15 protein-coding genes and 1 pseudogene are annotated in these 14,732 nt (G+C 67.7%); 9 read left to right on the top strand and 7 right to left on the bottom strand.

Annotated elements, in window-relative coordinates:
- Both FE811_RS22500 and FE811_RS22495 read left to right on the top strand, forming a co-directional pair.
- Positions 1-311, top strand: a pseudogene (locus tag FE811_RS22500) (hypothetical protein); the annotation flags it as partial.
- Complete coding sequence (locus FE811_RS22495) at positions 301-1,692, top strand: peptidoglycan -binding protein (RefSeq protein ID WP_072463839.1); 1,392 nt, start codon at positions 301-303, stop codon at positions 1,690-1,692. The pseudogene FE811_RS22500 and the gene FE811_RS22495, both read left to right, overlap by 11 nt.
- A gap of 64 nt (positions 1,693-1,756) precedes the next feature.
- Here the strand turns inward: FE811_RS22495 and FE811_RS22490 are convergent, their stop codons facing one another.
- Positions 1,757-2,308, bottom strand: coding sequence for an NYN domain-containing protein (locus FE811_RS22490; RefSeq protein ID WP_036759365.1), 552 nt, complete (start codon positions 2,306-2,308; stop codon positions 1,757-1,759).
- A gap of 12 nt (positions 2,309-2,320) precedes the next feature.
- Here FE811_RS22490 and folK point away from each other — a divergent pair, with 12 nt between their 5' ends.
- The 4 genes from folK (at position 2,321) to FE811_RS22470 (ending at position 6,140) form a co-directional block, all read left to right on the top strand.
- Entirely contained in the window at positions 2,321-2,914 is a 594-nt protein-coding gene (gene folK, locus FE811_RS22485) for a 2-amino-4-hydroxy-6-hydroxymethyldihydropteridine diphosphokinase (protein ID WP_084197335.1), read from the top strand.
- Positions 2,915-2,986: 72 nt separating this feature from the next.
- On the top strand, positions 2,987-3,343 hold the full coding sequence (gene rpoZ, locus FE811_RS22480) for a DNA-directed RNA polymerase subunit omega (RefSeq protein ID WP_024844556.1): 357 nt from the start codon (positions 2,987-2,989) through the stop codon (positions 3,341-3,343).
- A gap of 22 nt (positions 3,344-3,365) precedes the next feature.
- The gene (locus FE811_RS22475) at positions 3,366-5,483 is read left to right on the top strand and encodes a bifunctional (p)ppGpp synthetase/guanosine-3',5'-bis(diphosphate) 3'-pyrophosphohydrolase (protein ID WP_036759362.1); all 2,118 of its coding nucleotides are present in this window, start codon (positions 3,366-3,368) and stop codon (positions 5,481-5,483) included.
- Between the two features lie 12 nt (positions 5,484-5,495).
- Positions 5,496-6,140 (top strand): DUF2062 domain-containing protein, encoded by a 645-nt coding sequence (locus tag FE811_RS22470; RefSeq protein ID WP_036759361.1) that lies wholly within the window; start codon positions 5,496-5,498, stop codon positions 6,138-6,140.
- Here FE811_RS22470 and FE811_RS22465 read toward each other — a convergent pair.
- The 3 genes from FE811_RS22465 to FE811_RS22455 form a co-directional block, all read right to left on the bottom strand.
- A complete protein-coding gene (locus tag FE811_RS22465) occupies positions 6,137-7,447 on the bottom strand; it encodes an FAD-binding oxidoreductase (protein ID WP_116222818.1) in 1,311 nt (436 codons plus the stop codon). The two genes, FE811_RS22470 and FE811_RS22465, sit on opposite strands and share 4 nt — an antisense overlap.
- A 68-nt stretch (positions 7,448-7,515) precedes the next feature.
- A complete protein-coding gene (locus FE811_RS22460) occupies positions 7,516-8,874 on the bottom strand; it encodes a glutamine synthetase family protein (protein ID WP_116222817.1) in 1,359 nt (452 codons plus the stop codon).
- Complete coding sequence (locus tag FE811_RS22455; RefSeq protein ID WP_116222816.1) at positions 8,871-9,581, bottom strand: type 1 glutamine amidotransferase; 711 nt, start codon at positions 9,579-9,581, stop codon at positions 8,871-8,873. The genes FE811_RS22460 and FE811_RS22455 overlap by 4 nt, the downstream gene beginning before the upstream one ends.
- 147 nt (positions 9,582-9,728) lie before the next feature.
- Between FE811_RS22455 and FE811_RS22450 the strand changes: the two genes are divergently transcribed.
- The 3 genes from FE811_RS22450 (at position 9,729) to FE811_RS22440 (ending at position 12,094) form a co-directional block, all read left to right on the top strand.
- The gene (locus FE811_RS22450; protein WP_116222815.1) at positions 9,729-10,856 is read left to right on the top strand and encodes an aminotransferase class V-fold PLP-dependent enzyme; all 1,128 of its coding nucleotides are present in this window, start codon (positions 9,729-9,731) and stop codon (positions 10,854-10,856) included.
- Between the two features lie 97 nt (positions 10,857-10,953).
- The gene (locus tag FE811_RS22445) at positions 10,954-11,382 is read left to right on the top strand and encodes a YqjD family protein (RefSeq protein ID WP_036759354.1); all 429 of its coding nucleotides are present in this window, start codon (positions 10,954-10,956) and stop codon (positions 11,380-11,382) included.
- A gap of 10 nt (positions 11,383-11,392) precedes the next feature.
- On the top strand, positions 11,393-12,094 hold the full coding sequence (locus FE811_RS22440) for a phage holin family protein (protein WP_116222814.1): 702 nt from the start codon (positions 11,393-11,395) through the stop codon (positions 12,092-12,094).
- A gap of 82 nt (positions 12,095-12,176) precedes the next feature.
- On the opposite strand, the gene grxD is transcribed toward FE811_RS22440, so the two are convergent.
- From grxD to FE811_RS22425, 3 genes are all read right to left on the bottom strand, one after another.
- On the bottom strand, positions 12,177-12,539 hold the full coding sequence (gene grxD / locus FE811_RS22435) for a Grx4 family monothiol glutaredoxin (RefSeq protein WP_036759351.1): 363 nt from the start codon (positions 12,537-12,539) through the stop codon (positions 12,177-12,179).
- A 52-nt stretch (positions 12,540-12,591) separates the two neighbouring features.
- Positions 12,592-12,834: a BolA/IbaG family iron-sulfur metabolism protein gene (locus FE811_RS22430; protein ID WP_024844566.1), complete on the bottom strand. Its 243-nt coding sequence runs from the start codon at positions 12,832-12,834 to the stop codon at positions 12,592-12,594.
- A gap of 240 nt (positions 12,835-13,074) precedes the next feature.
- Complete coding sequence (locus FE811_RS22425) at positions 13,075-14,259, bottom strand: Hint domain-containing protein (protein ID WP_255469817.1); 1,185 nt, start codon at positions 14,257-14,259, stop codon at positions 13,075-13,077.
- Positions 14,260-14,732: the final 473 nt, after the last annotated feature.

The raw sequence follows: 14,732 nt of genomic DNA, 5'->3' as shown, positions 1-14,732 counted from the left end.
GCCAGGCCCGGCTGGCGACGCTTGCCGAAGCCCCCGCGCCCGAGGACGGCCGGCTGGCCCGCGCCCTGGAGCGGCTGGCCGAGGGGCAGGAGCGCATCCTGGACCTCGGCGCGCAGCGGCCGGCTGCTGCAGCCGCCGCCGCGGGCGACGATCCCGAGGCGCGGATGCGGCTGCGTTCCATCGACGTGCAGCTGGGCCGGCTGGTCGAGGAAACCGCCAGCGGCCGCGACGGGCTGATCGCCGAATTGCGCAGCGACCTGGCGGCGCTGACCCGCGCGATCCGCAACCTGGAGCGCGGCGATGGGACTTAGCCGGGGCGGCGGCAACCGTTTCTCTGCGACGATCTGGCCGGGATTCGTCGATGCGATGACCGCGCTGCTGATGGTCATGATGTTCGTGCTGACCATCTTCCTGCTGGTGCAATCGGTGCTGCGCGACCAGATCACCACCCAGGACAGCGAGCTGGACCAGCTTGGCCGCCAGGTGGCCGAGCTGTCGGACGCGCTGTCCACCTCGCAGGCGCAGGCGGCCTCGCTGGACCGCGACCTGGCGGCCGAGCGCGACCGGCTGCGGCGTTCCGAACAGGCGGTGGCTTCCGCGCGGGCCGAGATCGACGCACAGACCGAGGCGGCGCGCCTTGCCGCCGCCCGGCGCGAGGCGCTGGAGGCGCTGATAGGCGACTTGCGGCGCCAGAACACCGAAACGCGGCAGCAGCTGGACGAGACCGAGGCCGCGCGGCTGGCCGATGCCGCCGCCGCCGAGGCGCTGCGCGAGCGGCTGGCCAGGTCGGATGCGGAACTGGACGCCGCCACGCTGGAGCTGGAGGCGGCGCGCAAGGAGGCCGAGGAAACCCTGACCCTGCTGGCCGCCGCCGAGGCCGCCAAGAAGCAGCTGGGCGAGCAGGCCGAGGCCCAGGCCAGCGAGGCCGAGAAACAGGCCGCCCTGCTGGCCCTGGCCCGGCAGGAGCTGTCCGAGCAGGAGGCGCTGACGGTCGAGGACCAGCGCCGGCTGGCCGCGCTGAACCAGCAGGTCGCGCGGCTCAACGACCAGCTGGGCAGCCTGCGCGCGGTGCTGGACGCCGCCGGAGACGAGCGTCGCGAGGCCGACCTGCGCGCCGAGGATCTGGGCCGGCAGCTGAACGTCGCCCTGCTGCGCGCCGCCGAAGAGGAGCGCAAGCGCCGCGCGCTGGAAGAGGACGCGCGCAGCAAGGCCGAGGCCGAGGCCAAGGATCTGGCGCGCTATCGCTCGGAGTTCTTCGGCCGTCTGTCGCAGATCCTGGCCGGTCGCGAGGGCGTGCAGGTGGTGGGCGATCGCTTCGTCTTTTCCTCGGAAGTGCTGTTCGCGCCGGGCGAGGCGACGCTGTCGCCCGAAGGCCAGGCGCAGATCGCGCGGGTGGCAGAGATGCTGGGACAGATCTCGGCCGAGATCCCGCCCGAGATTGGCTGGATGATCCGCGTCGACGGCCATACCGACGACGTGCCGCTTTCGGGGCTGGGGCGCTATCGCGACAACTGGGAACTGAGCCAGGCGCGCGCGCTGGCGGTGGTGCGCTACATGGTGGACGATCTGGGCTTTCCGGCAACCCGCCTGGCGCCTGCCGGCTTTGCCGATACCCGCCCGGTGGCGCAGGGCGACACGCCCGAGGCCCGTGCCCGCAATCGCCGCATCGAGCTGAAGCTGACCGAACGCTAGGCGCGTGGCAGGCCGCTGTCAGGCGTCGATGGTGCAGGCCCCGTGCCGGGGCAGCTTTGCCGGGTCAGCTTTCCTGCGGGGCGGGCTCGCGCGGCGGGCGGCCGATGATGTCGCGCAGCGCGTCCAGTTCGATGAAATTGTCCGCCTGCCGGCGCAATTCGTCGGCGATCATCGGCGGCTGGCTGCGCATGGTCGAGACCACCGAGACCCGCACGCCCTGGCGCTGCAGCGCCTCGACCAGCGGCCGGAAGTCGCCGTCGCCGGAAAACAGCACCGCATGATCCAGCCGCGGCGCCAGCTCCATGGCGTTGATGACCAACTCGACATCCATGTTGCCCTTGACCTTGCGGCGCCCCAGCGCGTCGGTATATTCGCGCGCGGGTTTCGTCACCATGGAATAGCCGTTGTAATGCAGCCAATCGACCAGCGGGCGGATCGGTGAGTAGTCCTCGTTCTCCAGCAATGCCGTATAATAATAGGCGCGGACCAGCTTGCCGCGCCGTTCGAATTCCTGCCGCAGCAGCTTGTAGTCGATGTCGAAGCCCAGCGACTTTGCCGCAGCATAAAGATTCGACCCGTCAATGAACAACGCCAGCCGGTCGTCCTTGTAAAACACGATTCCCCCGAGATGTCTCGAAACCAAAGTCAGAAAGCGAACTTAGTCCTCGTTGCCCTGGGTGCAAACCTGCCTAGTTCGGCAGGTTCGCCCTCGCAGAGCCTGCGTTTCGCCTTGCAAAAGATCTCGCAATTACCGCAGGTTGTGCCGGTGGCCTTCAGCCGCTTCTGGTTTACCCCAGCCTTTCCGGCAGGTTCCGGTCCCGATTATGTGAATGCGGCGGCGTCTTTCCGCTGCGTCATGCCGCCCGAACAACTGCTGCGCGAATTGCACGAAATCGAGGCCGAACTGGGCCGCAGCCGCGACGGCGCGCGCTGGCAGGCCCGCGGGCTGGACCTGGACCTGCTGGCCCATGGCGATCTGGTGCTGCCCGATGCCGCCGTGCAGGACCATTGGCGCGGCCTGCCGCCGCAGGAACAGCCGCTGCATGCCCCCCAGGGCCTGATCCTGCCCCATCCCCGGATGCAGGACCGCGGCTTCGTCCTGGCACCCCTGGCCGAGATCGCGCCGGACTGGGTGCATCCGCGCCTTGGGCTCAGCGTGGCGCAGATGCTGGCGGCGCTTCCGCCCGAGGCGCTGGCGGGGATGCGGCCCGCAAGTGCTTGACATTTCCGTCGCGGGCGCCCAAATATCCGGCCTCGCCCCCTGCACCCCGATTCCAGCTGATAAGGTTGACCGATGGCCCGCGTTACAGTCGAAGATTGCGTCGATAAGGTTCCGAACCGTTTTGACCTGGTGATGCTGGCGTCCCATCGCGCGCGTGAAATCGCCGCGGGCAGCCCGCTGACCGTCGATCGCGACAATGACAAGAACCCCGTCGTGGCGCTGCGCGAGATCGCCGACGAAACCCAGCCCGTGGACGATCTGCGCGAGCGCATGATCGAGGCGCATCAGACCCAGATCGAGGTCGACGAGCCCGAAGAGGACGCGATGGCCCTGCTGCTGGGCGCCGAGATGGACCGTCCCAAGCCTGCCGACGAGGAATCGGAAGAGCGCATGCTGCGCATGATGCTGGAAGCGCAAGGCAGGAACTGAATCCAAAGGTCTTCGGCCCATCATGATCGACGTCGAAGACCTCATCGCGCTGATCCGCAACTACAACCCGCGCACCAATGCCGAACTGATCCGCGACGCCTATGAATACGGGCGTCGCATGCACGAAGGCCAGTTCCGCCATTCGGGCGAACCCTATTTCACCCATCCCGTCGCCGTCGCCGCCATCCTGACCGAGATGCGGCTGGACGATGCGACCATCGTCACCGCGCTTCTGCACGACACGATCGAGGACACGCGCTCGACCTGGGCCGAGGTGGCGCAGATCTTCGGCCGCGAGATCGCCGATCTGGTCGATGGCGTGACCAAGCTGACCAACCTGCAGCTTTCCGGCGCGCATTCCAAGCAGGCCGAGAATTTTCGAAAGCTTTTCATGGCGATGTCGCGCGATCTTCGCGTGATTTTGGTCAAGCTGGCCGACCGCCTGCACAATATGCGGACGATCAAGTCCATGCGCCCGGACAAGCAGCAGCAAAAGGCGCGCGAGACCATGGACATCTATGCGCCGCTGGCCGGCCGCATGGGCATGCAATGGATGCGCGAGGAGCTGGAAGACCTGGCCTTCAAGGTCATCAACCCCGAGGCGCGCAATTCGATCATCCGCCGCTTCGTCAGCCTGCAGCGCGAATCCGGCGACGTGATCCCCAAGATCACCGCCGACATCCGCGCCGAGCTGGAACGCGAGGGGATCGAGGCCGATGTCTATGGCCGCGCCAAGCGCCCCTTCAGCATCTGGCGCAAGATGCAGGAAAAGCAGCTTTCCTTCTCGCGCCTGTCGGACATCTACGGCTTTCGCATCATTACCCGGACGGAACCCGACTGCTATCGCACGCTGGGCGTGATCCACCACCGCTGGCGCGCGGTGCCGGGCCGGTTCAAGGATTACATCAGCCAGCCGAAGGCGAACGGCTATCGCTCGATCCACACCACCGTCTCGGGGCGCGACGGCAAGCGGGTCGAGGTGCAGATCCGCACCCGCCAGATGCACGAGGTGGCCGAGGCGGGCGTGGCCGCGCATTGGGCCTATCGCGACGGGGTGCGCACCGCGAACCCCTTTGCCGTCGATCCGGGCGAATGGATCGCCAGCCTGACCGAGCGTTTCGGCGAAGAGGATCACGACGAGTTCCTGGAACACGTGAAGCTGGAAATGTATTCCGACCAGGTGTTCTGCTTCACCCCCAAGGGCGATGTGATCCCGCTGCCCAAGGGCGCGACCCCCTTGGATTTCGCCTATGCGATCCATACCCGGCTGGGCTCGTCCTGCGTCGGCGCCAAGGTGGACGGCATCCGCGTGCCGCTGTGGACGCGGCTCAAGAACGGGCAGTCGGTCGAGATCATCGCCGCCTCCGGCCAGCGCCCGCAGGCGACCTGGCTCGACATCGTCGTCACCGGCCGGGCCAAGGCCGCGATCCGCCGCAGCCTGCGGCAAGAGGACCGGACCCGCTTCATCCGGCTGGGATCGGAACTGGTGCGGGTGGCCTTCGAACATGTCGGGCGCAAGGTCAGCGACAAGGCGCTGCGCACCGCGGCCAAGACCATGGCGCTGCCCGACACCGACGAGCTGCTGGCCCGCATCGGCAGCGCCGAGATCTCGGCCCATGACGTGCTGACCACGCTTTATCCCGAACTTGCCGAAAAGCGCAGCGAGATCGACGCCCGCCGCGCGGTCGCGGGGCTGGCGGCCGACCAGGAATTCACCCGCGCCCCCTGCTGCAACCCGCTGCCGGGCGAGCGTATCGTCGGCATCACCTATCGCGGCAAGGGCGTGGTGATCCATGCCATCGACTGCCCCGTCCTGGCCGAGTTCGAGGAAAGCCCGGAACGCTGGGTCGACCTGCATTGGCGCGAAGGCCAGCACCCGGCCGCCTATTCCACCATGCTGTCCCTGACCATCCGCCACGACGCCGGGGTGCTGGGCCGCATCTGCACGCTGATCGGCGCGCAGGGGGCGAATATCTCGGACCTGGAGTTCATCGACCGCAAGCCGGATTTCTATCGCCTGCGGGTCGAGGTCGAGCTGCGCGACCGCGAACATCTGCACACGCTGCTGACCGCGCTGGAAACCGAAAGCGACGTGGCCCAGGTCTCGCGCATCCGCGATCCTTCCGCCCATATAAGCTGAGGCGCGGCCGGCATGTTCAAAAGACGCAAGCCGCTGAGCTATGCTCAGATGTGGACCGAGATGTTCTATCCGCGCTCGGGCTGGAAGCGGGCGTCGAAATACGTGCTGCACCGGCTGCGCCGCCTGCCGGACCAGCCGCATCGGGTGGCGCGCGGCTGGGCCTGCGGCATCTTCATTTCCTTCACGCCCTTCTTCGGCTTTCACTTCATGGGGGCTGCGGCGCTGGCCTGGCTGATCCGCGGCAATATCCTGGCGGCGCTTCTGGGCACCTTCGTCGGCAACCCGCTGACCACGCCCTTCATCGCGCTGACCTCGGTGGGGCTGGGGCGCTGGATGCTGGGGGTCGAGGGCCGGTTTACCCCGCACTTGATCTTTGACGAATTCACCCGCGCCGGCAGCGAGCTGTGGAACAACCTGCTCGCGCCGCTCAGTGCGGAGCGCACGGCGCATTGGGACCAGCTTTTGCAATTCAACGAGCAGATCTTCCTGCCCTATGCGGTGGGGGGCGTGCTGCCCGGAATCGCGGTCTCGGTCGCGGCGCATTACCTGACCGTGCCGCTGATCAAGGCCTATCACCGCCACCGCGAAAAGCAGATGGCCGAGCGCATCGCCCGCGCCAAGGCCCGGCGCGACCGCGAGTTGGCGGAAAAGCGCTAGAAGCCCAGCCGGTCGCGCAGCGAATACCAGCCCATGCCGGCGACCAGCAGCGGCCAGCGCAGCGCCGCGCCGCCGGGAAAGGCGGGCGAGGGCAGGGCGGCCATGGTGTCGAACCCCTCGGCCTGCCCCTGAACCGCCTGCGCCATCAGCTTGCCGGCAAGATTGGCCAGCGCCAGCCCATGGCCGGAATAGCCGCTGGCCGACAGGCAATTCGGCGCCGGCCGGGCAAAGCAGGGCATGCGGTTCATGGTGATCGCCAGCGTGCCGCCCCAGGCATGGGTCAGCCTGACGTCGGCAAGGCCGGGATAGATCTCCAGCAGCGGCTTGCGCACCTTGGCGGCGATGTCGGCGGGAAAGCGATAGCTGACATTCTCGCCGCCGCCGAAGATCAGCCGCCCCTCGGGGTCGAGCCGCCAGTAGTTCACCACGAACTTGGTGTCATGCACGCCGATGGGCTGGGTCAGCACCTCGGCCGCGCGCGGCCCCAGGGGCTCGGTCGCGACGATGAAATTGTTGATCGGCATGACGCGGGCGGCGACATGGGTGTCCAGATTGCCCAGATAGCCATTGCCCGCCAGGATGACATGGTCGCAGATCACCCGGCCCTTGCCGGTCTGGACGATGCTCTTTTCACCGGCGCGGCGGGCGTGGCGGATGTGGTGGACATGGCTCAACTCGCGGATCTTCGCGCCGGCCGCATCCGCCAGCCGCGCCATGCCGATGGCCAGGTTCAGCGGATGCAGATGCCCCGCGCCATGGTCCAGCTCGCCGGCGACATAGGCGTCCGAGGGCACCAGCGCGCGAAAGGCGTCGCGCTCCAGCGCCTCGATCCGATCATAGCCGTAGTCGCGCGCCAGCCTGTCGATCATGGCGCGGGCATGGTCCAGCTCGGCGGGCTTGCGAAAGGCATGGGCGATGCCACAGGCGACCGGCACCCCGGCGCGCGCCGCCAGATCGCGGGTCAGGCGCTTGGCCTCCTCGGCCATGTCCCACAACCGATGCGCCGCCTCGATCCCGGCCATCCGCTCCAGTTCGTCCACCTCCAGCCGCTGCCCCGAGCCGATCTGGCCGCCATTGCGCCCCGAGGCGCCGAAGCCCACGCGATGCGCCTCCAGCACCACCACGTCGCGGCCCGCCTCGGCCAGGTGCAGCGCAGCCGACAAGCCGGTATAGCCGGCGCCCACCACCACGACATCGGCGCGCGCCTCGCCCCGCTGCTCGGGGAAGGCAGGCAGCGGATCGCGGGTCGCGGCATAAAGGCTCGGCGGATACTCCCCCGGCCGATCATTGGAAAACAGCAGGTTCATCCCCTCGGCCTTCTTCGTTGTCCAAATACCCATTCCGACGGCGCGCCAAGGCCAGGCCGTGCCCGGCTCTATACGTTCAGCAGCAGATGCTCGCGCTCCCAGGGGCTGATGACTTGCAGGAACTCCTTGTATTCGTTGCGCTTGACCGCCTGGTAGACGTCGATGAACTCCGAGCCCAGCACCTCGCGCATCGGCGCGCTCTCGTCCATCAGGTCCAGCGCGTCGCCCAGGTTATAGGGCAACTCGTCCTCGGACATATAGGCGTCGCCCAGGCATTCGGCGCGCGGCGCCTCGGCCTCGGCCAGCCCCAGGTAGCCGCAGGCGAGGCTGGCGGCCAGGCCCAGGTAGGGGTTGCAATCCATGCCCGCCAGCCGGTTCTCGACCCGCCGCGATTCCGGTTTCGAGATCGGCACCCGCAGCCCGGTGGTTCGGTTGTCGCGCCCCCATTCCAGGTTGATCGGCGCCGCGAAATCAGGAACATAGCGGCGATAGCTGTTGACATAGGGCGCCAGCAGCGCCACCGCCGCCGGCAGGTGCTTCTGCATGCCGGCGATGAAATGCATGAAGGCCGGCGTCTCGCGGCCCTGCTCGTCGGAAAAGATGTTGCGCCCGTCGCCGATGCCGACGACCGAGTGGTGGATATGCATGGCGCTGCCCGGCTCGCCCTCGATGGGCTTGGCCATGAAGGTGGCGAAGCAGTCGTGGCGCAGCGCCGCCTCGCGGATCAGCCGCTTGAAATAGAAGATCTGGTCGGCCAGGGCGACCGGGTCGCCGTGGTTGAGGTTGATCTCGACCTGGCCGGCGCCGCCTTCCTGCAGGATGCCGTCGATCTCGAAGCCCTGGGCTTCGGCGAAGTCGTAGATGTCGTCGATGACCTTGCCGTATTCGTCCACCGCGGACATGGAATAGGCCTGCTTGGCGGCGGCGCGGCGGCCGGTGCGGCCCATGGGCGGCATGATCGGCTGGTTCGGGTCGATGTTGCGCGCGACCAGGAAGAACTCCATCTCGGGCGCGACGATGGGCCGCCAGCCGCGCTGCCGGTAAAGATCGACCACCCGTTTCAGCACGTTGCGCGGCGCGATGGGCACCGGGTTGCCGGACTGGTCCGAGACGTCGTGGATGACCTGCAAGGTCACGTCCGCCGTCCAGGGCGCCGCCGTCGCGGTCGAGAAATCCGGCGTCAGGATCATGTCCGGCTCGGTGAAGGCGCCCGAGGGGTTGTCGGCCCAATCCCCGGTGATGGTCTGCAGGAAGATCGAGTTCGGCAGGTAGAACCGTTCCTGATGCGCGAATTTCGAGGCGGGCATGGCCTTGCCCCGCGCCACCCCGGCGATGTCGGCGACGATGCATTCCACCTCGTCCAGCCGCCGCCCGGCGACATAGTCCTGGGCGGCCTGCGGGGTTTCCTCGATCCAATGCGGTCTCATGCGGCCCCCTGCCGGATTACTGCGCTGAAGGCGCGCGGCGCCTTGAAGAAGGCCTCGATCCGGTCGGCGATGCCCGGCGATTGCCGCGGGGTGCCCATGCGGGCGCGGGCCTGGTCCAGCAGCGGCTTGGGCACCGCGCCGCGGCCGCGATGCTCGATCAGCCCCTGGATGAAGGCGTCGTCGAACTCGGGGTGGGCCTGCACGGTAAAGGCGCGATCCTCATAGACCAGCGCGGCGTTTTCGCAGAACTCGTTTCGCGCGACGATCTGCGCATCCCTGGGCAGGGCGACGACCTGGTCCTGGTGCCAGGCGTTCAGCGTGACCTTTTCGCCGCCGAAATCGTAGTCATGCGCGCCGACCGCCCAGCCGCCGGGATGCTTCGTCACCGTGCCGCCAAGCGCCTGGGCGATGATCTGGTGGCCAAAGCAGATGCCGACCAGCGGCACATGCCGGGCATAGGCGGTGCGGATGAACTCCTCGAGCGGCGGGATGAAGGGATGATCCTCGTAGACGCCATGGCGCGAGCCGGTCAGAAGCCAGCCCTGGGCCGCGTGGACATCCGGCGGGAACTCCATCCTTTCAACGTGATAGCTGGTGAAATCGAAGCCCCGCCCGGCAAGGAGCCGCTCGAACATGGTGTCATAGTCGCCCAGATCGCCGCGAAGTTCCTCGGGCGATTGGCCGCATTTGAGAATGCCGATACGCATGGTGACTGGCCTGTCGGTTGTTCCCCCTGAAGCTAGTCGGGCGCGGCGCGGCCGGCAAGGGGCTGCTGCGGGCTGCCGCTTCGGTAGGGCTGGCCGTGTGGGCGAGGGCGCGCTAGGCTGCCGCAAAACCAGCAGAAAGGATCGGCCATGCCCGGACTTCGCCCCGATGTGGACCCCGAGGGATTGCAGGAATTCTCGGTCGTCTTCACCGACCGCTCGCTCAACCACATGTCGCAGAAATTCCAGGGCGTCATGCGCGACATCTCGGCCACGCTGCGCGAGGTCTATGGCGCCGACGCGGTGGCGCTGGTCCCCGGCGGCGGCACCTGCGCCATGGAAGCCGTGGCGCGCCAGTTCGGCCGCGACGCCCATGCGCTGATCGTCAGGAACGGCTTTTTCAGCTATCGCTGGAGCCAGATCTTCGAGGCGGGCGGTTTCGCGCGCCAGACCACGGTGATGATGGCGCGGCCGCAGGGCAACGAGCCCCGCGCCCCCTTTGCCCCCGCCGCCATCGAGGAAGTGGTGGAAAAGATCCGCGACACCCGCCCCGATGCCGTCTTTGCCCCGCATGTCGAGACGGCGGCGGGCATGATCCTGCCCGACGACTATATCAAGGCGCTGGCCGATGCCGCGCATGAGGTGGGCGCGATCATGGTGCTGGACTGCATCGCCTCGGGCGCGATCTGGGTCGACATGCGCCAGACCGGCGTGGACGTGCTGATCTCGGCGCCGCAAAAGGGCTGGTCGGCCTCGCCCTCGACCGGGATGGTGATGCTGTCCCCGCGCGGGATCGAGCGGCTGGAGACCACGGTCAGCGACAGCTTCGCGCTGGACCTGAAGAAATGGCGTGCGATCATGAAGGCCTATGAGGACGGCGGCCATGCCTATCACGCCACGCTGCCGACGGATGCGCTGCTGGGCCTGCGCGATGCGATGGACGAGACGCGCGCCTTCGGCCTCGAGGCGGCGCGCGAGGCGCAATGGCGGCTGGGCGATGCGGTGCGCTCGGAGCTGGCGCGGCGCGGGCTGCGCTCGGTCGCGGCCGAGGGCTTTGCCGCGCCGGGGGTGGTGGTCTGCCATATCGACGACCCCGAGATCTCGACCGGGCGCAAGTTCCTGGCCGCCGGCTACCAGATCGCCGCGGGCGTGCCCCTGCAGGTCGGCGAGGGCGAGGGATTCCGCAGCTTCCGCATCGGGCTTTTCGGGCTCGACAAGCTCAAGGATGTCGAGGGCACGGTGGCGCGGCTGGTTTCCGCCTTTGACGCGGCACTTTGACGCTGCGGGCAGGAAATCGCGGCCGGTCCGGGAACGATCTGCGGGTTTCGGGGTTTGCTTTTCCGAAACCGATACAGCCCTGCGAAAGGACAAGATCATGGCGAACCACGAAGCCACCGCCGATGAACTGAAAGCCAAGGCGCGCGAGGCCGCTGACGATGTAGGCCGCCACGCCAGCCGCGCCGCCGACGAGGCCAGCGCAGCCTATGAGACCGCCCGCGAGAAGGGCGCCGAGCTTTACGAGACCGCGCGCGAGAAAGGCGCCGAATTCGTCGAGGACGCCAAGCGCCGCGGCGCCGAATATGCCGAAACCGTCCGCGAGCGGGGCCATGAATATGCCGAGCGCGCCCGCGACGAAGCCCGCCGGCTTTACCGGCAGGGCGAACGGCAGGCGCATGAGGTCGCGGCCCATGCCGAGGAATATTACGACGAGGTCTCGGGCATGGTGCGGCGCAACCCGGCGCAGGCGCTGGGGATCGCGGCCGGCATCGGCTTCCTGCTGGGCCTGATCATCGCACGGCGCTGAGTCTCGGCGGATGTTCGACTATACCAGGAAACTCCAACTCGCCCTGACCGACAGGCTGCGCCGCGCCGGCCTGTCGGCCGGGGCAGGCGCGGCCCTGCTGATCGGGGCGGGGTTCCTGCTGGCGGCGCTGTGGACCTGGCTGGCCGATCACCTGGGCTGGGGGGCGCTTGGCGCCTCGCTGGCGATCGGCCTGGGCTTCGTGCTGGTCGGGCTGGCGGTGATGCTGATGGCGCGCAAGGAACGCCATCCCGTCCCCACCACCGACGAGCTGAAGGCCGAGGTCGAGCAGCGGCTGATGCTGGCCGCCGACATGGCCGTCGAAAAAGCCACCGGCGCCGCGGATGCGGCGTTGGAGCGCGCCTCGCAAAAGGCCGGCCAGCTGATCGACCAGGCCGAGCAGCGGGTGCATTCGCTGACCGACAGCCTGGCCTACAAGGCGGACCGGATGGCCGACCGCGCCGAGGCGAGCGTCTATGGCGCCGCGCGCCGGGCGGGCGAAAGCGCCGTCGACACGCTGGGCCTGCCGCCCGATACGCTGCGCCGCGTCGCCGGGCAGGTCCAGGGCGCCTCGCAGTCGCGGGCGGCGGCCGTCGCGCCGCTGATCGGCGCCTTTGCGGTGGGGATGACCCTGGCCTCGCGCCTGCAGCACTGGCGCCACCGCGACGAGCCGGACTGGGAAGAGGCCGAGGATTGGAGCGAAGATCCCTATTGAGGATCGTCCCGCAACCCATTGACAACAAAAGACCCCGCCGCCGGCGGGGTCTTTTTTCCTGTCGCGTCGGCTGCGCCCGCGCTCAGGCGTTCGCTTCGCGGATCTTATTGGCGGCATCCTTGTCATAGGTCACGCCGGCCTTGTCGAACAGCTGGTCGAGTTCGCCCGAAAGCGTCATCTCGGTGACGATGTCGCAGCCGCCCACGAACTCGCCCTTGACGTAAAGCTGCGGGATGGTCGGCCAGTCCGAGAAATCCTTGATGCCCTGGCGGATCGTCTCGTCGGCCAGCACGTTCACGTCGCGATACTGGACGTTCATGTAGTTCAGAACCCCGGCCACGCGGCTTGAAAAGCCGCATTGGGGCATCTCCTTGGTGCCTTTCATGAACAGGACGACATCGTCTGCGTCGATCGTCTCCTGGATTTGCTGGCGTGCATCGGTCATTTCGTCCGGTCCTTGCTGAAGCGCCGCCTGGTCGCGACGCTTGCGGTTGATCTTAGTCGGGTGCCTTGGTGGTCAGCGCAAGGGCATGCAGCGCGCCGTTGGGGCCGTCCATATGGCCCTGCAGCGCCGCATAGACGGCACGTTGCTGCTGAACGCGATTCTGGCCGCGGAAGCTTTCGTCGATCACCTCGGCGGCATAGTGGTTTCCGTCCCCGGCAAGGTCGGTGATCGTGATCTTGGCATGCGGAAATGCAGCGCGGATCAGGGCTTCTATATCCTGGGCTTCCATCGCCATGGCGGATCCTTTCTTTGTTCTGCAAGATGTAGGGGAAGCCCGCGCGGGCCGCAAGATCGACCGGCCTGCGCAATCGCTCCGCCCCGCGGGGGCGGGGCAGATCCACCCGCCGTCCTGCGGGTCCGGTGGCCTTGCTTGCCCGCGGCAGGCGCCGCCGGGATCGCGGCCCATGCCCGGCCTGCGGGCGGATGGAAAAAGGCCGGCCGGGGCCGGCTCAGGTTCCTGGCGACCCCGCCTTGGCTATTGCACCAGGGTCTTGCGATGCTGGGCGTGGCGCACGGCCAGCTTGCGCCCCATCCGGCCCGAGGCCAGAACGCGCGCGCCCACCGGCACCTCGTCCTCGGGCCGGTCGCGCAATTCGGGGAAAAGCGCAAAGATCTCGGCCTGGGCCTGGCGGCCGACGGATTTCAGCGCCTCGGGCCCGGTATGAAGCGATTCGGTCTCGGCGCCCTCGGACAGGACGATCTCGTGCTGGTCGAAGAGGAAGTGGAAATATTCGACCGAGGGCAGGTCGTCGGCGATGTCGATGCCGNTCTGCAAAAGCTGCTTGGCGGCGACCAGAACCTCGGGCGTGCCGAACATCTTCAGCGCGATTCTGGAACGCACCAGCACCCGGTGCTGGGGCGAGACGACCAGGTTGCGCAAGGGCAGCCCCTTGCCGAGCGCGCCGGCCCTGATGCGGATCGGGCGCAGGTTGGGACTGGCGTCCAGCGCCTTGCTGCCCAGCACGCGCGAGCCGATCCAGCGCACCGGCTGCAAGCCGTTGTCGCTGGTCACGACCAGCATGCCGGGGGTCAGTTCCTCGACCGGCCGCGGCCCCTGTTCGGTTTCGATCAGCGTTCCGCGGACGAAACAGGGAAAGCAATGCCGGTCGGTGAAGATGCCGTGGTAGTCCAGCGCGTAATTGCCGGCCCCGGCGGGAAACGAGACCGAGACGATGGGCCGCGTGGTCAGCGCCTCGACCTCTTGCAGCGAGGCGCCCTTGGGCGGCGGCATCAGGAAGGCGTTGCCGGCGGTGTCCTGCATGATGCGGACCGGCAGGACCAGCGTCTCCTGGCTGCCGTCGGGATTGGCGAAGGTGACGGCGGTGTTCTTGACGACGAAGGTCGAGTCGACCTTGTAGCTGGCGATATTGCCGTCGCCGTCGGCATCGTGGCGGATCGGCTCGGCCAGAAAGCCGAAGGGGCCGTTGGTGCGGATGATGCCGTCCTGGTCCAGGTCCACGGCGCTGACCTCGACTAGCTGGCGCGACAGCGGGTCCGCCTGCGATCCGAAGCTGGCGCCGGCCAATATCGTGCTGGCCCTTCCGGCGCCGGGGACCAGCTCCCAGGGGTCCATGTCGGGAAGCTTTCCCAGGAAGATCATCTTCTCGCAGTCGGGTCCGGCGGGACCGCAATGATTGTCGCCGGCATGATTGAAAGACATTTTAACACTCACCACTCAGATACGAGCCCCTGCCGGGGGCCGCGTAATCGGTTACCCCGCGTGTCCGGCTTCCAGGCAGACGAAGACCATCGCTGGGATCGGCATTGCCGGCCCCAAGGCCGGGGCGATCCGTCAAGAGCCGCGACGCGCAGTATCGGGCCAACAGGGCGCCGACCAATTTTGTCTAAAAGATATGAGCATCATGACAAGCGGAAAAACTGAACAGTTCTTTTTAAAAGATAAGCGATCCCGGTGGGTTAACGCGCTCCTTGGCGCATATGCCAGCCGAAGGCGGGCTGCGTGATATGCATTCCCGCATCGGCCGGGACGGGCCGTCGCGGCAAGGGGGCGATCTGCCGACGGCCAAGGCGCCGTCCCGCGTTCAAGGCGCGGGGCGGCGCGGTCGGGTCATCCTTCAGGCCCCTGCGCCGAAGTCTTTGCGATCAACGATCCGGCCGCCGCAGCACGCCAGC

The organism is Paracoccus sp. FO-3 (assembly GCF_006386455.1).
GTDB lineage: Bacteria > Pseudomonadota > Alphaproteobacteria > Rhodobacterales > Rhodobacteraceae > Paracoccus > Paracoccus versutus.
Note: the sequence above shows the minus strand (reverse complement) of the source record. Positions and strands in the feature narration are given on the sequence as shown.